Origin of the sequence: Acinetobacter sp. YH12254 (assembly GCF_013417415.1) — a bacterium.
GTDB lineage: Bacteria > Pseudomonadota > Gammaproteobacteria > Pseudomonadales > Moraxellaceae > Acinetobacter > Acinetobacter pseudolwoffii.
In genome coordinates this window covers 168,694-189,379 of sequence record NZ_VPEB01000002.1, presented here as the reverse complement: position 1 = coordinate 189,379, position 20,686 = coordinate 168,694, and the positions used below count along the sequence as shown (strand labels likewise).

The 20,686-nt window shown below is 44.2% G+C and carries 20 protein-coding genes; 14 read left to right on the top strand and 6 right to left on the bottom strand.

Annotation, left to right across the window (positions count from 1 at the left end):
• The first annotated feature begins 22 nt into the window (after nt 1-22).
• The 3 genes from FTV29_RS02660 to FTV29_RS02650 all read left to right on the top strand — a co-directional run bounded on the left by FTV29_RS02660 (nt 23) and on the right by FTV29_RS02650 (nt 4,194).
• Entirely contained in the window at nt 23-2,029 is a 2,007-nt protein-coding gene (locus FTV29_RS02660) for a hypothetical protein (protein WP_159138340.1), read from the top strand.
• Between the two features lie 89 nt (nt 2,030-2,118).
• On the top strand, nt 2,119-3,834 hold the full coding sequence (locus FTV29_RS02655) for an AAA family ATPase (protein ID WP_005097360.1): 1,716 nt from the start codon (nt 2,119-2,121) through the stop codon (nt 3,832-3,834).
• A gap of 30 nt (nt 3,835-3,864) precedes the next feature.
• Nucleotides 3,865-4,194, top strand: coding sequence for a gamma-glutamylcyclotransferase family protein (locus FTV29_RS02650; protein WP_180075025.1), 330 nt, complete (start codon nt 3,865-3,867; stop codon nt 4,192-4,194).
• Nucleotides 4,195-4,491: 297 nt separating this feature from the next.
• On the opposite strand, the gene FTV29_RS02645 is transcribed toward FTV29_RS02650, so the two are convergent.
• Nucleotides 4,492-4,944: a DUF441 domain-containing protein gene (locus tag FTV29_RS02645; protein ID WP_005097358.1), complete on the bottom strand. Its 453-nt coding sequence runs from the start codon at nt 4,942-4,944 to the stop codon at nt 4,492-4,494.
• A 139-nt stretch (nt 4,945-5,083) separates the two neighbouring features.
• Here FTV29_RS02645 and FTV29_RS02640 point away from each other — a divergent pair, with 139 nt between their 5' ends.
• A complete protein-coding gene (locus FTV29_RS02640) occupies nt 5,084-5,794 on the top strand; it encodes a pseudouridine synthase (protein WP_005097357.1) in 711 nt (236 codons plus the stop codon).
• 39 nt (nt 5,795-5,833) lie between these two features.
• On the opposite strand, the gene FTV29_RS02635 is transcribed toward FTV29_RS02640, so the two are convergent.
• From FTV29_RS02635 to FTV29_RS02625, 3 genes are all read right to left on the bottom strand, one after another.
• The gene (locus FTV29_RS02635) at nt 5,834-6,277 is read right to left on the bottom strand and encodes an N-acetyltransferase (protein ID WP_005097355.1); all 444 of its coding nucleotides are present in this window, start codon (nt 6,275-6,277) and stop codon (nt 5,834-5,836) included.
• A 97-nt stretch (nt 6,278-6,374) separates the two neighbouring features.
• Nucleotides 6,375-6,722, bottom strand: a complete 348-nt coding sequence (locus FTV29_RS02630) for a type II toxin-antitoxin system RelB/DinJ family antitoxin (protein ID WP_005097354.1) — start codon at nt 6,720-6,722, stop codon at nt 6,375-6,377.
• A 114-nt stretch (nt 6,723-6,836) separates the two neighbouring features.
• Nucleotides 6,837-7,745, bottom strand: a complete 909-nt coding sequence (locus tag FTV29_RS02625) for a pseudouridine synthase (protein WP_005097353.1) — start codon at nt 7,743-7,745, stop codon at nt 6,837-6,839.
• 125 nt (nt 7,746-7,870) lie between these two features.
• On the opposite strand from FTV29_RS02625, the gene tsaE reads away from it, so the two are divergent.
• From tsaE to hfq, 4 genes are all read left to right on the top strand, one after another.
• On the top strand, nt 7,871-8,350 hold the full coding sequence (gene tsaE, locus FTV29_RS02620; protein WP_005097351.1) for a tRNA (adenosine(37)-N6)-threonylcarbamoyltransferase complex ATPase subunit type 1 TsaE: 480 nt from the start codon (nt 7,871-7,873) through the stop codon (nt 8,348-8,350).
• Nucleotides 8,340-10,316 (top strand): DNA mismatch repair endonuclease MutL, encoded by a 1,977-nt coding sequence (gene mutL, locus FTV29_RS02615; RefSeq protein WP_180075024.1) that lies wholly within the window; start codon nt 8,340-8,342, stop codon nt 10,314-10,316. Before tsaE ends, mutL begins: the two co-directional genes overlap by 11 nt.
• A 6-nt stretch (nt 10,317-10,322) precedes the next feature.
• Complete coding sequence (gene miaA, locus FTV29_RS02610) at nt 10,323-11,267, top strand: tRNA (adenosine(37)-N6)-dimethylallyltransferase MiaA (protein WP_005097348.1); 945 nt, start codon at nt 10,323-10,325, stop codon at nt 11,265-11,267.
• A gap of 93 nt (nt 11,268-11,360) precedes the next feature.
• Nucleotides 11,361-11,897 carry an RNA chaperone Hfq gene (hfq, locus tag FTV29_RS02605; RefSeq protein WP_180075023.1) on the top strand — a complete coding sequence of 179 codons (537 nt, stop codon included), beginning with the start codon at nt 11,361-11,363 and terminating at the stop codon, nt 11,895-11,897.
• Between the two features lie 119 nt (nt 11,898-12,016).
• On the opposite strand, the gene FTV29_RS02600 is transcribed toward hfq, so the two are convergent.
• Nucleotides 12,017-13,324: a peptidylprolyl isomerase gene (locus FTV29_RS02600; RefSeq protein ID WP_005170365.1), complete on the bottom strand. Its 1,308-nt coding sequence runs from the start codon at nt 13,322-13,324 to the stop codon at nt 12,017-12,019.
• Complete coding sequence (locus tag FTV29_RS02595) at nt 13,324-15,777, bottom strand: LPS-assembly protein LptD (protein ID WP_180075022.1); 2,454 nt, start codon at nt 15,775-15,777, stop codon at nt 13,324-13,326. The genes FTV29_RS02600 and FTV29_RS02595 overlap by 1 nt, the downstream gene beginning before the upstream one ends.
• A gap of 121 nt (nt 15,778-15,898) precedes the next feature.
• On the opposite strand from FTV29_RS02595, the gene FTV29_RS02590 reads away from it, so the two are divergent.
• The 6 genes from FTV29_RS02590 (at nt 15,899) to FTV29_RS02565 (ending at nt 20,684) form a co-directional block, all read left to right on the top strand.
• On the top strand, nt 15,899-16,912 hold the full coding sequence (locus FTV29_RS02590; protein WP_180075021.1) for an aminoglycoside phosphotransferase family protein: 1,014 nt from the start codon (nt 15,899-15,901) through the stop codon (nt 16,910-16,912).
• On the top strand, nt 16,913-17,602 hold the full coding sequence (gene murU / locus FTV29_RS02585; RefSeq protein WP_005170373.1) for an N-acetylmuramate alpha-1-phosphate uridylyltransferase MurU: 690 nt from the start codon (nt 16,913-16,915) through the stop codon (nt 17,600-17,602).
• Nucleotides 17,603-17,687: 85 nt separating this feature from the next.
• Nucleotides 17,688-18,320 carry a 16S rRNA (guanine(527)-N(7))-methyltransferase RsmG gene (gene rsmG / locus FTV29_RS02580; RefSeq protein WP_005097338.1) on the top strand — a complete coding sequence of 211 codons (633 nt, stop codon included), beginning with the start codon at nt 17,688-17,690 and terminating at the stop codon, nt 18,318-18,320.
• A gap of 25 nt (nt 18,321-18,345) precedes the next feature.
• Nucleotides 18,346-19,128 (top strand): ParA family protein, encoded by a 783-nt coding sequence (locus FTV29_RS02575; RefSeq protein ID WP_005170377.1) that lies wholly within the window; start codon nt 18,346-18,348, stop codon nt 19,126-19,128.
• The gene (locus FTV29_RS02570; protein ID WP_180075020.1) at nt 19,125-20,012 is read left to right on the top strand and encodes a ParB/RepB/Spo0J family partition protein; all 888 of its coding nucleotides are present in this window, start codon (nt 19,125-19,127) and stop codon (nt 20,010-20,012) included. The genes FTV29_RS02575 and FTV29_RS02570 overlap by 4 nt, the downstream gene beginning before the upstream one ends.
• Nucleotides 20,013-20,045: 33 nt before the next feature.
• Nucleotides 20,046-20,684 (top strand): MotA/TolQ/ExbB proton channel family protein, encoded by a 639-nt coding sequence (locus FTV29_RS02565; RefSeq protein WP_005097334.1) that lies wholly within the window; start codon nt 20,046-20,048, stop codon nt 20,682-20,684.
• Nucleotides 20,685-20,686: the final 2 nt, after the last annotated feature.

The following is a 20,686-nucleotide window of genomic DNA, read 5'->3' as shown; positions in this document are numbered from 1 at the left end:
ATAAAATAATATAGGTGCGTATATGGAACAGGGTGGTTGGGTAGCGCCGTTAAAATTGCTGGCACAACAATGTTTGCGGATTTCTCCGGAGTTGAACCAGCTTTATCTGGATCAGATGGCGATGATTGGTCATCTGACTGCACAAAATCTATTAAAAATTCAGCAGGGTCAATACCGGATTGAATTGCTAGACGGGTTGTTCTATATCCAGTTTTATACTGCATATGCACTGGACTCCGGAACTGCACCCGTTTTGGTCGAGAGTCATTTTTATTTTCAGCAATACAAAGCAGAAGCGCTAGAAGAATTTTTTTTACAGGATATCTATTTCCTGACTGGGGACTTGAAACCGCAGCATTCGCTGTATTTACGTGACAAAGCCAAGCAATTACGCAAACTGATTCTGAACCAGGTCTATGAAGCGGTAAATGGCCCAGCACGGGTATTGGCATTCCTGCGACAGATGTCGGTGGTTCAGGCTGAGATTATTGATCATCATTTAATAGAGGCCGGGTTGTATACAACACCAGTCATGCAAAACGTTGTTCTGGACGAACAGGATATTCCCCCGCAAATTCTTGAAAGCTTGCAACAGGCTTTTTCTTTGGCATTTCTACAGCAGGATGAGTTCCTGTCCATCCAGTCCTTAATGGACACTCTGGATGAATTCTGTTTTAGTGCCGCACAGTTTTTGCATCCGGCGACGTTTCGGATTATGTCCTTGTCTTTTGAAGAGCGTTTTAATTTACATGAACTGAATGATCACAGCGATGATATTCGGCTGTTGTATCGACATGCCGAGGAGCAGAGCCACCTGCTCGGTTTTGTCCGTTTGATGAACCGTGAGGTCTGGCATCGCGATGACTTATTAGCCAAACGAAATTTTCTGGAAAATCATCCCTATTTATGGCAAAAAAAGGTGGCCCGATTACCACTATTTGACTGTCATCGTGCAGTGAACTGGATTTTCAGGCAACCAGCCGAAGTACTGGACTGGATCAGTAGCAATATTCAGCACAGCAGCGTGCGGGTGGCAGTGACGGCCTTAAGTTTTGTAGACAGCCATCATATTCATCCGCAGATTATTCTGGCGACCTTACAATATTTTCAATATGTCTCAGCGCGACTGTTTATTCATAGCATGCATGAATATGCAATCCAGCATGACTGGTTTCAACATCAGCATAATCAGGCGGTGGTCTTAAAAGGCACACGCCAATCGATGGATGATCAGCGGATTGCCATCACTCCCTCGATTCTGTATCTGGACGAATGGATAGAACTGCTGCGTAACGTGGTCAAAATGGATGATCAGATCACCAAGAAAGTCTATTTGCAACTGAGCCGGGTGATGCAGGCATATATGCAGCATCTATATAAAATTACCACACATCTTCCAGAAGAAGTCTTGACCTATATTCAGCCTCAAAGCCAGCAGAATCGGGATTTCTATCATGTGTTGCAGCGCTATCGGATTCCTTTTGTCGAATTTAGACAGCTGTTTTATTTACACAGTGGACATGTGCGTGAGTCTGTATTTGACAGTTATGTGCGTGACTATTTAGTGGAATATTTTTCCAGTCATAACGAGATTCCGAAAAACCTCAGCTGGAGTGGATTATTCGCTCAGGCCGTGATCTGGCATGATCAGATTCAGAAGCAGGAAATGATGGCCAAGCTGAAAAAAGAGTTTGCGCTCGTAACTTGGTCACCTTTGACGCAGGCCTCATTTTTATTATATTTCAACTGGCGTTTTGAGGAGCTTAAAAATCTGGATCGTATTCTGGAAGAATCCAAGGTTTTCAGGAACTGTCTGGCTGCCAGTTATGCCCAGCAGATTATTGAAGGGCAATATGTGGCCTTTCGCATGTCGCATCCGGATGTGCGTTTACCTTTAATTCTGGGCTGTCGAATCGTCAATGGGCAAGTGATCTTCGATCAGCTGGAATATCCGAACAATCAAAAGGCAGAAGCTGAATATAGCAATATCGCGATGCATTTTATCAACTGGCTCAACTTGCAGGCTTAAGTGCAAGATTAAGTGGTTTTCCGCCATGACGCTTAACTTTTCTGCCAAAAATCGTTAGGCTATAGCCGTTCTTTCACGGTATTGCTCTTATGAAACAGGAAACTGCCCTTAAGTTACTCAAAGCAGGAGAAAATGTCTTTTTAACCGGTTCTGCGGGTGCAGGAAAAACCTATACGCTGAATCAATATATTAATTATTTAAAAGCGCGTAAGGTCGCCGTCGCGATTACGGCATCGACCGGTATTGCAGCCACGCATATGAATGGTATGACCATTCACACCTGGGCCGGCATTGGGATTAAAGACTTTTTGTCCGAAGATGACTTAAAGCGCATGAAAGAGCGTAAATACTTAAAAGAACATCTGGAAAATGCCCAAGTTCTGATTATTGATGAAATTTCCATGCTGCATGCCAAGCAGCTGAATCTGGTCAATCAGGTGCTGAAATATTTTAAGGACAGTGATGAAGCCTTTGGCGGTATTCAGGTAATTGTGGCCGGGGATTTTTTCCAGTTGCCGCCAGTCGGTAAGAATGACGAGCGTAATCGCGATAAATTCTGCTTTATGTCGGAAGCCTGGGTAGAAGCCAAGTTTCGGGTCTGTTATCTGACCGAGCAGCATCGTCAGGGCAATGATTATCTGAATGACATCCTGAATGCGATCCGTGCGCAGGCGATTAGCCATGAACATCGCACGGCTTTACAGGCAACCCGACATCAAGAAATCGGCGATACCTATACGCGTCTGTATACCCATAATATGGATGTGGATAGTCTTAACTTTAAACATCTGAATGAAATTGACAATGATCCGCGCCAGTTTGATGCCCAGTGTGATGGCAATGAAAAGCTGATTGAAACTTTAAAATCTTCAGTACGTGCACCAGAAGCCTTAACCTTGAAAAAGCATGCCAAAGTCATGTTTGTAAAAAATAACTTTGATATGGGCTATATCAACGGCAGTCTGGGTGAAGTGATCAGTTTTGAAGAAGACGATGAATATGGTGTGCTGCCCAAAGTAAAACTGACCGATGGCACGACCTTGGTGGTGGAGCCGGAAACCTGGTCGGTAGACAATGAAGCTGGTAAGACTATTGCCAGTTTCCAGCAAATTCCTTTACGCTTGGCCTGGGCGATTACCATTCATAAATCTCAAGGGATGACCTTGGAAGCAGCAGAAATTGATCTGAGTCATACTTTCGAGAAAGGTCAAGGTTATGTGGCGCTGTCACGGTTGAAAAGCTTAAATGGCTTACGTTTAAAAGGCTTTAATGAGCAGGCTTTGGAACTTGACAGTTTAGCGATTAAAGCTGATCGTCGTTTTCAGGAACTTTCTGATGAAGCCGAAGCGAATTTTGAAAATGTCGATTTGACTGCGCAGCATAAAGCCTTTATTCGTCACTGCGGTGGCACATTGAATGAAGCAGAAATCCAGCGCAATGAAAAGAAAATTTCCAAGAGTGGCACGAAGCAGAGTTATGCCACTGCCACACTGGATGAAACCCGAGCACTGTTTGAAGAAGGCTATGAAGTTGCGGATATCGCGACTGAACGTGGTCTGACGCCAGCGACAATCATTAATCATCTAGGCCGTTTACACAAAGAGCAGGGACTGGATATTTCGGTGGCTCATCCGGGTGAGGAAGTGGTGGAGCAGGTGCGTAAAATTTATAAACGCTTAACCAAACGTCAAAGTGCTGAGCATTTTAATGATGATGGCTCGATTAAGTTGCGCCCGATTGTAGAACTCACCACGCCTAAAATGGCCTATGACCAAGTCCGTCTGGCACTGTTATTTGTAGAGTAATCCCCGAAATGATCCTTCAGAACTTTTAAGATGCATAGTTTATTCGTATACGGCACGCTTCGTCCCCAGCAACCCAATGCCCATGTCATGGAGCGGATTGGGGGAAGCTGGAAAGCCGCTTATATCCGTGGGCATTTGCAACAGCGTGGCTGGGGGGGGGCTGAATTTGGTAGCCCGGGCATTCAGCTCAGTGATTCGGGCGAGACTGTTCAGGGTTATGTATTTATATCTGAGCATCTTCCCCAATATTGGGAAGAGCTGGATGCGTTTGAAGGTGATGAATATCAACGGATTCCGGTTAAAGTATATTTGGAAAACGGCGAGATGATAGAAAGTTTGGTTTATGCCTTAAAAGATTAGGCTCGGATTTGTCATGCAGTAAATTTCAAATTTTTATCAGGTCACAGCTTGTTAAAGATCATTCTATTTTTTTGTATCGCTTTTATTTTAGCTTGGAAAGCTTACAACCAAGATGAATCTTCCGTTGATCTGATGACATATCCTGAGCAAGCTTGAAACACTGCTTTAAAGCTTGGTGCAAGGTAATCAATAGATGACCTGCATATTATAGGTCATGTGATGTATTTTTGTTATAGGTCATGTGATGTGTTTTTGAGAAATCTTTGCATACTGGTGATGCGTGCTCATGATTTGAATCTATTGTGTACCAATCAATAAAGATAAAATCCCGGCTGCAATCAGCGGCCCAACAGGTACGCCGCGTAACACCGCCACACCTGCTACAGTACCAATCAATAAGCCCGCGACAATATCCGGTTGATTCGACATCAGTTTCACACCGCGGCCACCGAGCCAAGCCACAAAAACACCAATGGCAATGGCCAGTAAAGATTTCCAGCTGAGAAATGACTTGAGAATACTTTCTCCGGCAATTTTGCCACTCGCAATCGGTGCCAATACCCCGATGGTTAAAATAATAATTCCAATATTCAAACCATGTTGTTGTACATAAGGCAACAGGTCGTGTAGCGGGGTAATTTTAAGAACAATCAGTACCGCTGCAGCAATGGTGACAGCACTATTGTGACTGAATATCCCACAGGCCAGTAATACCAAAAGAACCATCAAATTTAAATCGAGTTGTGACATGGGCGGGAGAGGAAACATGGAAAATGCCACCATTGTAGAGCGTTTCAGCTGGTGATACGAAGAAAATAAGCGAAGCAATCAATTTAGGTGTGTTTCAGGATAGAATGCACAACTCTTCACGCGATACAGGTTTAAGCAGATGCTATTGGAAAAAATGTTGCAGTCACAAGGTTTCGGCTCCCGCAAGCATTGTCAGCAACTGATTAAAAATGGTGCTGTTTCCATCCAGAATGAAGTGATTGATCATCCCAAACATAAACTGGATTTGAATGATTTAGACTTCGAGGTCTATGGCAAGGCCCATCGCTATCGAGAGAAAGTCTATATCGCTTTAAACAAACCGCAGGACTATGAGTGTTCGCATCAGGCCACGCATCATTTTAGTGTGTTTGATCTGTTTGATGAGATGCTGCTGAATCGTGGCATTCAATGCGTGGGTCGTCTGGATCAGGACACCACCGGACTGTTATTGCTGACTGATGATGGCCAGTTTCTGCAAGCATTAACACATCCGAAAAAACATGTGGCCAAAGTTTATCAAATGCAAACGGCAGATCCAGTCACTGATGCTCAGCTACAGCAACTGGAACAAGGCGTTGAGCTACGCAATGAAAAAGGTATTTTTGCAGCCACTGAAGTGATACGTCTGTCTGAAAGCCGTCTGCAAATGAGCATTCATCAAGGGGTATATCATCAGGTGAAACGCATGCTGGCAGCCGTCGGAAATAAAGTCGAGCAATTGCATCGTGCTCAAATTGGTGCTTTGGCTCTGCCTGAGCTGGCTGAAGGAGAATGGATCTATTTAAATGCAGAACAGGTGGCTTTGGCAAAATTCCGTTCAGAAGAATAATTGAGTTATTCTTCTCAAGTTTATTTGAACGATCAGATTTTATCTCAGGAAACAATGATAGGTCTGAAACTCATTATCCTTAATAAATCCCATAGATTCATACAATTCATGCGATTGGTAATTGTTCTTTTGGGTTTCCAGGGTAATTCTTAAGGCCTGTTCATGTTTGGCAAATAAAATTGCGGTATCAATCAGTTGTCTGGCTGCACCCTGACGCCGAAATATCGGGGTGATATAGACATCATCCAGAATATAATAGGTCGAGCAGGCCACCGAAGAAAAACCCAGATACAGGATAATAAAGCCGGTAAAAGTATCATCTTTGGTATTAATGAAAATGACGGTCTGTCCATCTTCAAAACGTTGTTTTAAAAATTGGTAGGAGAGTTCGGGGTTAGAGGAGGTGCCATAAAATTGTCGATATTCATCGAATAATATCGCAAGCTGATTCAGGTCTGCTGATTGAGCGCGTCGTACGAGCATTGCATCCTCCATGCTAATTTTTTATTCATTATCAGCATCAAGCATAGCGAAGTTTGTCAGTGGCCGGCTTTAGAAATTGTTCGGAAATGCAACAATGTTAAATTTTGTCGCTTTCACCTAAAATGGCATTCAGTTCTTCAAATAAATCCAGATGATCATCATCGAGCTGGATTTCCTGATCATCCAGAGAATTGAGTGTTGAATTTGGCAAGCTGCTTTGCCCATTCTGGATCTCATTTTGCTTCAGTTTGCGCAGTCGGATCAGTTGTTCCAGATTAATATTCTGGTTTTCAATCGAGAAGGGGATCGATTTGGTAATCACCACCTGTTTGAAAAAAAGACGCACGGCCTGAGCTGGCGTAATCCCCAATTGCTTAAATACCGCAAAGGCTTGTTTCTTCTCTTGCGAGTCCAAGCGAATTTGATAAACTTCAGTTTTTCTCATAATATTTTTAAAGCTTTAAATTACTTAACTTTTCGCCTTTATTCTAATCAATTACGTTTGAAATTCAATCTTAAAGCGACCGATTTTAGAAAATAATCTGTAATGACAAGCGATTTACAGTGTCAATTCAAGTCTGGAGCTGAAATTCATGCTTTTCTGCGTGATCGGATCGATGAATTGAATATGTTGGGCCAATAAGCTTAAAGGGGCAGAAAAATCATCTTCGGCTTTGTGCGCTATCCGTGGATAAAACGGATCATTCTGAATTGGAATACCGAGATGATTCAAGTGCACGCGTAATTGGTGCTGTTTGCCAGTGTGTGGTTTCAGTTCATATTTGGCCCATTCTTTATTATGTTCTAACAGCTGGATTGCCGTTTCGCTATTGGCTTCGCCGTTGACCACCTGCATGGTATAGAAGGGCTGACCTTTTTCCATTCTTAATCGTGTGATCAATGGAAATTCTAAATCAGCCTTGTATGCTGCAATCGCATGGTAGGTCTTCTGCACTTGCCGTGTGGCAAACATCTGTTGATACAGGCCACGAGATTCTACATATTTTGAAATGAGAACCACACCGGCCGTTTCACGGTCTAGCCGGTGAATCGGTGTTAAATGTTCATTGCCTGTTTGTTTTTTGAGACGAACCAGCAAGGTTTCCTGTACATACTGACCGGTCGGACTCATGGTCAAAAAGTGCGGTTTATCGATCACCATGAAATGCTCATTTTCAAATAAAATCTGATGTTGAAAAGGAACATGCACTTCATGTGCCAAAAATCGATAATAAAAACAATGACTATTGGCCTGAAATGGACTTTCTGTGCTTAATTGATGGCCCTGCGCATCATAGACCAGACCTTTGGCGAAACGGGCTTGCCATTCATCTGCTGCGATATGCGCAAATTGCGTGCATAAATAAGCAAAAACTGTCGGGGGTGCATCTAGACTATCCTGCAAGAACACTTTACTGGCACTGACCCCATTTAACATGGGCGGATTAAACTCAACAGTCGGATGCATGGCAGGCAGATCAACCTCTCAGAAACAGAAATGGTGAAAAAATACAGTTTCTCACACAGGTGAATAGGCTTTTAAAGCGTGGCGATGCTATCATATTTATTCTTTTGCATCATGTCGTGAGTAATATGCCTTATTCATTTAATGTCACTTTAAATCATGAAGACGATACCCAGAAACTGGCCAAGGTTCTGGCCGAAAATTTCCCTGCGGGAGTCGTATATCTGATCGGTGATTTGGGGGCAGGAAAAACGACCTTAACGCGCTATTATTTGCAACAGCTGGGTCATCAAGGTTCGGTGAAAAGTCCGACTTATACGCTGGTCGAACCGTATCAGATCAATGGGCAGGATATTTTTCACTTTGACCTGTACCGTCTGAATGACCCCTATGAACTCGAATTGATGGGAATCCGGGATTATCTGGAAACTCCGAATGCGCTATTTTTATTTGAATGGCCCTCCAAAGGTGGCGATGAAATTCCGCAAGCTGACCTGATTATTGAAATTTTAAAATCTGAAGATGAACTGACCCGTACTGCAAGCCTGATTTCCTCTAATCTTGCTTTGCGAGAGGCTTTGGAGCGTCAATTTTCACATGTCGAATGATTTAAGCCTACGCCGTATCCGTGCCCTTGATCCTGCGCTGGCCAACCAGATTGCTGCAGGTGAGGTGATTGAACGTCCGGCATCCGTGGTCAAGGAATTACTGGAAAACTCGATTGATGCGGGTGCGACCGAGCTGATCATCCGGGTGGAACAGGGTGGCAGTACCTTAATTGAAATTATGGATAACGGCCGTGGTATTCATGCTGAAGATCTGGCATTGGCCGTCATGCGTCATGCCACCAGCAAAATCCAGAGTGCCGATGAGCTGTATGCGATCAGCAGTTTAGGCTTTCGTGGAGAAGCGCTGGCATCGATTGCAGCAGTCTCACGCCTGACCATGATCAGCAGTCAAAATGAGGATGGCATTGGTTATCAGGTAGAAGTAAACGGTACGGCTTTTGATCATCAGCAGATTCAAGCGGTCGCGGCTTCGAAAGGGACGCATATCCGGGTTCAGGATTTATTTTTTAATGTGCCTGCGCGGCGTAAATTCTTAAAGAAACCGGGCACTGAATTTGGCCACATTGAAGAAATTGTACGCCGTATGGCACTGACGCATTTTGATATCCGGTTTGTGCTGGAACATAATGAAAGCATCAAGCTGAATTTACCCGTGGCGGATAGCGGTGCTTTACGTTTCCAGCGGGTACAGCAGTTATTGGGTCGTCAGTTCACTGAAAATGCTTATTGGATCGATGCTGACAGTATAAACATGCGTTTATCAGGCTGGCTTGGTCATCCCTCAGATGCGCGTGCACAGGCCGACTTGCAATATGTCTATGTCAATGGCCGGATTGTCAAAGACAAAACCATTTCTCATGCCTTGCGGATGGCTTATGATGGCATTTTGCATGGCCATCAACATGCGGCTTATTTGCTGTTTTTAGAAGTTGATCCTGAAAATGTTGATGTCAATGTCCATCCCACTAAGCATGAAATTCGCTTTCTGAATCAGCGTGAAGTACATGAGTTTGTACGGTATTATGCCAAAGAAACTCTGGCACAATTCCAGACGGCAACTGCTGATTTAGCAACTGCGATGAAAGTTGATGATGAACCTGTTGCACTTGTACCGCAACCGCGTTATCAGGAACAGTTTAGCCTGCACCAGACTGCGCATGCGCAGCAGCAATTATCCTCTAACCTACCTGTAGCTGCTAAAGATGAAAATGAGGCATCGGATGTCCTGACCGACTTTGAATCTTCGCGGCCGCAAACGGTACATTATGCGCGAGACTATAATGCGTCTTATGCAGGCTCGCAGCAGCTGAATAATGCCCTGCAAAGCTATCTGGCACCGCTGCGTGATCAAGCGTCTGCCTATGAGCCACAAGTTGCAGAGCAAGCCTTGCAAAGTCATATACAGGCCAAAGTCGATGAACATCCACTCGGGATTGCGATTGCCCAGTTACATGGGATTTATATTCTGGCACAAAATACCGAAGGGCTGATCATTGTGGATATGCATGCAGCACATGAGCGGATTGTCTTGCAGCAAATGAAATCGGCTTGGGATAAACCTGAATTCTGGACATCACAGCAATTGCTGATTCCCAAAGTGGTCAACATCACTCGAATGCAGGCGATGCGGGTCGAAGAACTCAAAGAGCAGTTAATGCGTTTGGGGCTTGAAATTGACCAGTATGGTGATGAACAGGTGATTGTGCGTGGCGTACCTGCCATTTTGCACAAAGCAGATTTTGATGCACTGATTCCCGAGCTGTTAAATGATCTGGATCCGAATGATCAGGTACAGGGTCTATTGCAGAAACGTGACCAGATTCTGGCAGGTATGGCCTGTCATGGTGCAGTACGTGCGCATCGCATTTTAAGCCTGTCTGAAATGAATGCTTTACTGCGTCAGATGGAACACACTGAATTTGCCAGTCAATGTAATCATGGCCGTCCGACTTGGCGCGCTTTTCCATTGAATAAACTAGACAAACTTTTTGCTCGAGGAGAGTAGTTTTACATGTCCAATCAATTGCCGGTCATCAATTTAATGGGGCCAACTGCAAGTGGCAAAACCGCTTTGGCATGTGAACTGTATGAGCAGGGAAAATTCGAGCTGATTTCAGTCGATTCTGCGCTGGTTTATCGGGAAATGGATATTGGAACAGCCAAGCCTTCTAAAGAGGAACTGGCGCGCTATCCGCACCATCTGATCGATATTATCAGTCCGCTTGAAGTCTATTCTGCGGCAAACTTTGTTGAAGATGCTTGCCGGTTAATTGATGATATTCATGCACGTGGTAAAACACCGATATTGGTGGGCGGAACCATGCTGTATTTTAAAGCCTTACTTGAGGGGTTGTCAGATAATCTGCCCAGTGCCGACTATACGATTCGTGCTGAAATTGAAGCCAAAGGCGAGCGAGAAGGTTGGGAGACTGTTTATGCAGAATTAAGTGCCGTAGATCCCGTTGCTGCGGAGAAATTCAAGGTTAGTGACAAGCAGCGTATTATTCGTGCCTTAGAAGTGTTTAAACTGACCGGTGAGCCGATTACAAAACTACAGGCAGAGCAACCTAAAAATTTACCATATCGTTACAGTTTTTATAACTATGCACTTATGCCAGATCGGTTAGAATTACACGGGCGTATTGAACAACGTCTGCAAATGATGTGGAAAAACGGTTTTTTAAATGAAGTTGTTAGTTTGATTGAAAAATACGATTTTAATGAAAATCTACCTTCTATGCGTTCGGTAGGTTACCGTCAAGCTATAGAATTCTTAAAAAATGCTGACAAAACCAAGGAAAAGCAACAGGAAATGGAGGATAAAGCTTTATTTGCGACACGACAACTTGCAAAACGTCAATATACGTGGCTGAGGTCTTTGCAAGAAAAGCATAAATTTACAACATATTTTACGCTACAGCAGGCTCAACAAGACTTGCGAAACTGTCACGGATAAAGCAAAATTTAGGGACTATCTTTTTTATAATTTTTAATTGAAAAATAGAGATAGTTTTTGCGCTGATTTTTAATTTTTTTTTGGAGTTATAACATGTCTAAAGGTCAAACTTTACAAGATCCATTCTTGAATTCTCTCCGTAAGGAACGTATCCCAGTATCTATCTTCCTGGTAAACGGTATTAAATTACAAGGTCATATCGAGTCTTTCGACCAATACGTGGTTTTATTAAAAAATACAGTAAGCCAAATGGTTTATAAGCATGCAATTTCAACTGTAGTGCCTGCACGTAATCCTCGTCCTGCTGGTGCGCCTGCTGGTCCACAAGGTGCTGGCTTTGGCGGTCAAGGTGCTACTGGTGGTTTCGGTGGCGGTCAAGGTGCTGGCTTTGGTGGTCAAGGTGGCTTCGGTGGCGGTCAAGGTGCTGGCTTTGGTGGTCAAGGTGGCTTCGGTGGCGGTCAAGGCGCTGGCTTTGGTGGTCAAGGTGGTGGCTTTGGTGGTCAAGGCGGCTTCGGTGGCGGTCAAGGTGCTGGTTTCGGTGGTCAAGGTGCTGGTTTCGGTGGTCAAGGCGCTGGCTTTGACAACGATACTAAATTTGAAGATACTCAAGACGACGAAAATAATCGTTAATCGAGTCTGAAAATTAAAAAAACCTCTCATCGAGAGGTTTTTTTATGCCTGTAAGTTTTGCATGGATAAAAATTAAAAAGCCAGCAATCTAGCGCTGGCTTTTTAAAATGGATCTGGGCTTAACGATTACGTTTAGGATCCAGTTGTGGATCTTTGATTTCTACATAGGCATTGCTACGTGTTTCACGTAACCAGCTGTCCAGCTCGGCATCAAACTGACGTTCACCAAGTAATTGACGGGCCATACGTTCTTGATATTCCTCTGTCATATCCTGTTGACGTGTTTCGCTGACTTGCAGGATATGCCAGCCAAACTGGGATTGAAACGGTTTACTGAACTGCCCCACTGGGGTGCTTTTCATTTGCTGTTCAAACTCAGGCACCATTACCCCAGGGCTTACCCAGCCAAGACTGCCACCATCACGTGCTGAACCGGTATCATTGGAGAAGGTTGAAGCTAAAACAGTAAAATCTTCGCCTTGTTGCAGGCGGCTATATAAACTGTCAATCATCTGTTTGGCATTTTCCGGACTGACTACTTCAGAGGGTTGAATCAGGATGTGACGGGTCAAGTATTGAGGAACCAGGGCTTTTTGTTCGCCACCTTTACGTTCTAGTAGCTTGAGTACATGTACCCCATCAGCAACCGGAATGAGTTCAGAGGTTTGACCTGGCTGTAGGGTCGTGACACGTGCAGCCAGTTCTGCCGGAATTTCTGACAGGCTTCTCACGCCCATGTCAGCAGCTTCGACTTTAATGCCGCTAGTGCTGTATTTTTTGCTGATCGCCTGAATATCATTGCTGTTATTCAGCTCTTGCTTTACCTGTGTAGCAATCTGTTCAGCATTTTCGCCGCTTACACGTAAATGCAGCACATGTACCTGACTGCCGAGTAAAGCCTGACCTTGCGGGGTATTTAGGAAGTTTTTAACATCCTGGTCTGTGATTTGAATCCGTGAAGTCACGACTTGTTGACGTAAACGATTCAGCGCTAAATCTTCCGCAATACGGTTGCGTAAAGAAGCATAGGTATTGGGCGCCATGGCATCCAGTTTTTGCTGAAAAGCTTCCAGACTGGTTGAGCCCGAATCGCGTGCAACTTTCAGTACTGCGTCATTCAGGGATTTTTCATCGGGACGAATATTGTAGCGTTTAACTTGTTCAAGTTGTGCCTGACGAATAATGAGCTGCTCTAAGGCTTGTTGCTCAAGAAATTGTTGGGGTGGAACTGTCTGATTTTGCTTTTGCAGCTGATGAGAAATCTCGGCCACACCTTGAGCCAGATCACTACGCAGAATGATACTATTGTCGACCACAGCTACAACTTCATCTTTAGGTTGGGCAACAGCAAACGTCGTCATCGCTGAAGAAAGGCATAGCGCAAGTGCAGTCGCTTTAAAAATTTGTTTTAACTGTTTTGTCTTCATTAACGTTCTGTCCAAGTTTGATTGATATTGTTAAAACCTAGAATGCGATTTTCTAGTAATGAGGTGAGTTTGCTGCTTAACCCACCTAAGCCTTTCAGGCTGACCTCGGCCATAATGGCGCGTTTGGCTTTGACGTTTGAATCATTAACGTTGTCTAAGTCATTGTAATATGAACGACCATATACAGAAACTCCCCAACAGCATGACTCATAGTTCACGCCAAGTAAATATTCTCGTGCGACACTATTGTCGAGGTCAAACTGCGCATGTCCCACCAGACGCCAGTTGTTGGCAATCGGCTGGATAAATGAACCCACTACATGATCATAGCTCTTCTGACGGTTCGGAATGTCTTTACGATAGAAATAGCCGACGTTGTATAGATTGCCTTGCTCACCGGTATAATAAACCTGCAGATCGCGCTCAGCATTTTGGCCATTCGACATCCAGCTTGAGTTCAGATTAATGTGAACATTATTTGACAGCTGGCTGGTCAGTTGAATTACAGGGCCAGTATGACTTTCACGGTCGAATTCATCTGCATCATTTTCCAGTGTGACACGGCGATCTTCAAAGAAGAAACTTTGACCGACACTCGCACGTAGGCGTTCCAGACCTTCTTCATTAAACAGGCTATAACTCAGACCTAAAGAGGCAAAGTTGTTGTCTTCCAGGCGGTCGTTGCCATAGAAGCGACGCGCACTGAAAAGCTGATCATAATTAATCGAAGCGACGACTGAGTCAAAGTTAGGTTGATTCTGCTGGTTTTCATAAGGTGAATAGGCATAGAACAGACGAGGCGTTAAGGTCTGTAAATAGGTGCCTTCTTTTTCGAAAATTAAGCCGGTGTCCAGCGTGAATTGTGGCACCACAATGGACTGGCTTTCACTAGAACCACCACGGTCTCGGGTTTTCTCATCATAGAAGGTATTGATGTTGCGTACAGATGCTTCCGGAATAAAAAACGACCACGGGTTATAGTGATTATAACGCACCGAAAAGTCGTTATAGATGCGGGTGCCACTTGGTTGATAAATCTTGTCATCATTTTGAGGGATATCAGCAAAATTTCTCAGGTCCTTCTGGAAATAAGCAGTATCGTTATTAAACTCAAGCTGTAATCCGAGTGGATTGCCAGTTTTATAATTGACTAAAAGCTGCGGCAAACGTGCATAAGGACGATCTTCATCCAGTACAGTGGGATCGAGTGTCTGGAAATCTTCGACTTTGAATTGTGCCTTTAAGCCGGGAATACCATTTTTATAATTGACTTCCCAGGCGCGGCGCAGGTTCAAGTCAGTTTTTGAGTTCGGGTTATTGTCCAGGTCGGCAAAGTAATCTTTGTCTGAGGCGTAATTATATTCCAGATTGGTCGAGAACTGATCGTTGATCTGCCAATTATGCAAGTAATGTAAGCTTTTACGATCCTCATTATCATAACTTTCATCCGAAGGTAGATAGCCACCCCAGATGCGACCTTCACCATAATTTTCTGTCAGATAACGGAACTCGCCATCTAGCATGGCACCACGATCACCAATATAGCGCGGCGTGAGGGTAGCATCATACTGTGGGGCCAAATTCAGATAAACAGGAACACCGAGTTCAAGTCCGCCATCATTGGTAAAACCAAAAGTTGGCGTCAGAATGCCGGTAGTACGGCGGTCATCAATCGGGAAGTTGAAATAAGGGATTGCCAATACCGGAACGTCTTTGACATACAGTTTGGTATTGCGGGTTTCACCACGTCCGGTTTCCTGATTCAGCTTGATCTTTTCTGCCTGTATTTTCCAGGTCGGCTTTTGCTCAGGCGGGCAGGTAGAGTAAGTGGCATTTTCCAGTTCTATGGTATCAGTCGATGTTTTGGCAATCTTTTCTGCACGACCGTGGGCATGTTGCTGCTCTGCAATATAGAAACTGTTGTTTAAATCGCCCTGTTGGGTTTTTAAATTATAATTAATATCATCACTTTGTGAGATCAGACCGCCTTGTGCTAACTGTACCTGACCTGCTGCTTTGGCATAGGTCTGGGTCTGATCAATGGTCACTCGTTCGGCACGGATTTGACGACCTTGCTGATCAATAACCACATTGCCTTCCAGATAGGAGTCGCCTGCCGGATTGTAATGTCCATAATCGGCGGTAATGGTTGAGGTGGCTTGGTCTGGCGCAATAGTCGCTGCATCTGGAGCGATCGGGGTGACCCAGGCACCTTCACAATAAGCCGAACTTAAATACTGTCCCTGACGTTGCTGCGCTTCAGCCGAGGATTTATCGACATAGTATTGTGAAAAGAAGGCTTCACCTGGATAGGTCTCATTAATGCGCTGTTTGAGTTGTTCTGCATTTACATCGGATGAGACAGTTGATGCAGCATAGCTTGAGGCTGAGCTGCCACATAAAAGGGTTAAGATCGCAGTCGCTAGAGGGTTGATTTTAAAGTGATGCTTCATTTGTCTCATTAACCAATCATGCTTTTATCGCAATTAATTATTGTCGCATCATAGAGAAAAAGTTGATAAGTAGCTACACTTAGCACTTTAAAAACTCAGCCTGTATTAGAATTAATTGCAAATGAATACACAACGCGAACAATTGATACAATCTTGGATTGCCTCTGTACTCGGTTCAGATCAATTTGAAACTCATTTTTTAGCAGGTGATGCCAGCTTCCGTCGTTATGCACGAATCAAACTGAATAATAAAACATTTATGCTGATGGATGCACCACCAGAAAAAGAAGATTGTGTGCCTTTTGTGACGATTGATGAATTTTTTGATGCGCATGGCGTGCGTGTTCCGCATATTGTCGCCAAAGATCTGGAAAATGGTTTTTTGCTGCTCGAAGATTTTGGCGATGTCCTGCTTTCCAATCTGCTGAATGAAGAGACGGTGGATGCTTATTATGAGCAAAGCTTTAAGCAGCTGATTCAACTGCAATCAATTGCTGGAGAAGGACATTTTCCGGAATACTCTTATGAAAAACTGATCTCGGAAATGCAGCTGCTGACTGACTGGATGTTGCCAGCCTTAAAGATCCAGCCGACTGAATCAGAAAGTGCCTTGATCAAACGTAGCTTTGCGATTCTGGCCAATGCAGCGCTGGCGCAGCCACAAGTGATTGTGCATCGTGATTTTCATAGCCGTAATCTGATGAAAATTGACAATGAAACCGAACTCGGTGTGATTGATTTTCAGGATGCGGTGATTGGTGCGGATACCTACGATCTGATCTCGATTACCCGTGATGCTTATGTGCAATGGAATGCTGATCGTGTCTATCGCTGGTTTGAAGCCTTTTATAATTTATTGCCAGCCTCAGCCAAAGAAGACCGTGATTTTGAGCAGTTCAAGAAAGATGCCGATATGATAGCGATTCAACGTCATATCAAAATTCTGGGTATTTTTGTGCGTCTGTTTGAACGTGATGGTAAGTCCGGTTATTTAAAAGATTTACCACGGGTGATGTGGTATTTATTAGAAGAATCTAAACCTTATCCAGAATTGCAGCCTTTTATGCAGTTTATGCATGAAAAAGTGATGCCGGCTTTTGAAGCAAAATATGGTTCATATGAGGTGGCTGCCTAAATGAAAGCGATGATTTTAGCCGCAGGCCTCGGTAATCGTATGCGGCCTTTAACGCTGCATACCCCAAAGCCTTTGCTTGAAGTCGGTGGCAAGCCGCTGATTGTCTGGCATATCGAGAAACTGGCTGCGATTGGCGTCACTGAAATCGTGATCAATACTGCATGGCTCGGTGAAAAACTGGCACAAGCCCTGGGCGATGGCTCACAGTTTGGCGTAAAAATTCTGTGGTCACATGAAGGTGAAGGTCTGGAAACGGCAGGCGGGATCATTCATGCTTTGCCGCTTTTGGGTAATCAGCCTTTTATCCTATTAAATGGTGATGTCTGGACCACAATGGATTTTGCACCTTTATTAGATGTTGATCTGAACGATAATTTGGCACATCTGGTGTTGGTCGAGAATCCAGAACAACATCCAGAGGGTGATTTCACCCTTGCAGAAGGGAAGGCTTATACCTTCGATCAACAGGTCGAGGGTGAAAACCTGACTTTTAGCGGTGTATCCGTCATCAGTCCAAAAATGTTTGAAGGCTTAGAGGCTGGAAAGCGTCCTTTGGCACCTTTATTAAAGGCAGCGATGCTGAATCATCAAGTGGTTGCCTCTAAACTGGCAGGTATTTGGGTAGATGTCGGTACGCCTGAACGTTTAACGGCACTGGATTTGGCAATCCGTGAAGCTAAGTCTGTTTAAGTGAATATTCACTAAGCACTGCCTACTATGACAAGATATAGAAAACGGTATACTTCCACCTAACTTTTTCGAGCGTAGATTGTTTATGCACATGTTTTTTCAAGAACTAAAGCAGGGTAGCCAGGCTTTGGGTTTAGAGCTATCTGAAGAAGCTTTGAATTTATTACTCAAGTATCAGGACGCTTTGGTGCTGTGGAACAAAGCATATAATTTAACTGCGATCCGTGATCCGAAAGAAATGCTGGTCAAGCATCTGCTGGACAGTCTCAGCATTCTAAAAGATCTGCCAGCGGGCCGTCTGCTCGATATCGGTACGGGTGGCGGTATGCCGGGCATGATCATTGCTTTATGTCAGCCCGAGCGTGAATGTGTATTACTCGATTCAAACGGTAAAAAAATTCGTTTCCTGAAGCAGTTTATTGCCGATCTGAAACTTAAAAATGTCATTGCGGTGCAAACGCGTGTAGAAAATGAAGACAGCATTAACGAGCTGGGTCAATTTGATGTGATTACCAGTCGTGCGTTTGCATCTCTGACTGACTTTGTGGATGCCTCTAAACCGTATATGCATGAACAGACCATTATTGCCTCAATGAAAGGCTTAATTCCTGAAGATGAAGTCACTGCTTTAAAAAATGAATTTAGTTGTGAGATTATTGAACTTAAAGTTCCGCGCTTAGACGAACAGCGTCATTTACTGCTATTAAAACGTATTTAAGAATTTTAAAGGGATTGGGGGCAACATGGCACAAATTATTGCGATTGCAAACCAAAAAGGTGGTGTTGGTAAAACCACAACCGCAGTAAATTTGGCGGCATCTTTAGCTGTGTTAAAAAAGCGCGTTTTGCTGGTCGATATGGATTCGCAAGGCAATGCAACCATGGGGTCGGGCATTCAAAAGAATGACTTGCTCTATTCGGTCACCGATGTATTGCTGGGTGAAGTGCCGATTGAAACGGCGATCGCCAAGGCAGAGGTCGGTTATAAGGTTCTGGGTGCCAACCGTGATCTGGCTGGGGTTGAGCTGGCAATTGCAGATCAAGAAGGACGTGAATTCATCCTGCGTGATGCATTGCAAGAAGTCGAAAAGTCATTTGATTATATTATTGTTGATTGTGCGCCAAGTCTGAGCCTGATTACAGTGAATGCTTTGGCAGCGGTTGATGGTGTGCTGATTCCGATGCAGTGTGAATATTATGCACTGGAAGGTCTGGCTGATTTGACCCAGACCATCGATCGGATTCAGCAAGCATTGAATCCAGACCTGCAAATAGTCGGTGTATTACGTACCATGTATGATGCGCGTAATGCCTTGACCCGTGATGTCTCTGAAGAATTAGAACAATATTTCGGTAAAAAACTGTATGACACCGTGATTCCACGCAATATTCGTCTGGCTGAAGCACCAGCACACGGTTTGCCGGTGATTTATTTTGAAAAAAGCTCAAAGGGTGCAGTTGCTTACTTAAATCTGGCAGCTGAAGTATTAAAGAAAAGCAAAGTGAAAAAAGGAAGTAAAGCATGACCGTCAAGAAACGTGGACTCGCCAAAGGTCGTGGCTTGGATGCCTTGCTGGGATCAATTCAAAAAGAAAAATTACAGATGGAAGCCCAAGGCATTGATCATGGTCAGCTGAAACAGATCGATGTAAACTTGCTCAAGCGCGGTGAATACCAGCCACGCCGTTATATTAACGAGCAGGATTTGCAGGAACTGGCGGCATCGATTGAGAAGCATGGAATCATGCAGCCAATTGTGATCCGACCGGTTGATGATGAGCGCTATCCGTATGAAATTATTGCAGGTGAGCGTCGCTGGCGTGCGGCACAGTTGGCAGGTCTGACTGAAATTCCTGCGATTGTGCGCGAACTTCAGGATCAGGTCGCGATTGCATTGGCTCTGATTGAAAACATCCAACGTCAGGATCTGAATCCGATTGATCAGGCCATGGCTCTGCAACGTTTCCATGAGGAATTTGGTCTAAGCCATCAGGAAATTGCAGACACAGTCGGCAAGGCACGTACTACGGTCAGTAATTTACTTCGCCTGCTCAGTCTGGCTGAAGAAGTGAAAGACTTTATGCAGCAAGGCCTGCTGGATATGGGGCATGCGCGTGCGATTCTAACGCTGAAGGCAAAAGACCAGCTCAAAGTCGCTGATATCGTGATTGAAAAAAGCTTGTCTGTTCGTCAAACCGAGCAGTTAGTCCGTGATTTTAATGCACCTAAACAAGAAAAAGTAAAACAAGCGCTTGCACCGGATATTCAGCAATTGACCCAGCGCCTTTCAGAGCGTTTCAGTGCTGATGTGAAAATTGACTATAACAAACAAGGTAAAGGAAAATTAGTCATTAGTTATCATTCTTTAGAAGAGCTGGATGGCATTCTTTCTATTTTAGAAGATGAATAATTTATATATTTTTTTTATTGGGGAATAAATTAGATGTGGGAATTGGTTAAAGCGGGTGGCTGGCTCATGCTGCCACTGGTCTTGTGTTCTATCTTTATGTTGGCGATTTCGATCGAGCGCCTGATTCGCCTGAAGAGGAAAGCGGTACTTCCGTCTACACTTCTGATGAGTCCAGTGCAAAATGCATCACAAGTCATGCAAAAAATTCAACAAAGTACAGAATTGAAGCACAGTACTTTAGGCCGGGTATTTGCAGCCGGCTATGCCAGCAAGCCGCAGGGCGAACAGTATGCCCGTGCACAAATGGAAGTGATGGCATCACAGGAAATTGGTTATCTGGAAAAGAATATTAACTTTCTGGGAACCTTAAGTGCTGTGGCGCCATTGCTGGGTTTGTTGGGGACTGTGCTTGGGATTATCGAATCTTTTCTGATGATCGATGTGGGGACTGGGAGTGATCCGGTACTGATGATGCCAGGTATTTCCAAAGCCTTGATTACCACAGCAGCCGGGATGCTGATTGCGATTCCGGCACTTTTTGCCCATCGTTACTTCCAGCGACTGGTTCAGGAATATGTGGCGGAGCTTGAACAGCAGGCGACCTTGTTTCATGCGGATCTTTTTTATCGCAATATTGCAGATATAGACCAAGATATGCAAAAAGCCAGCTAGGA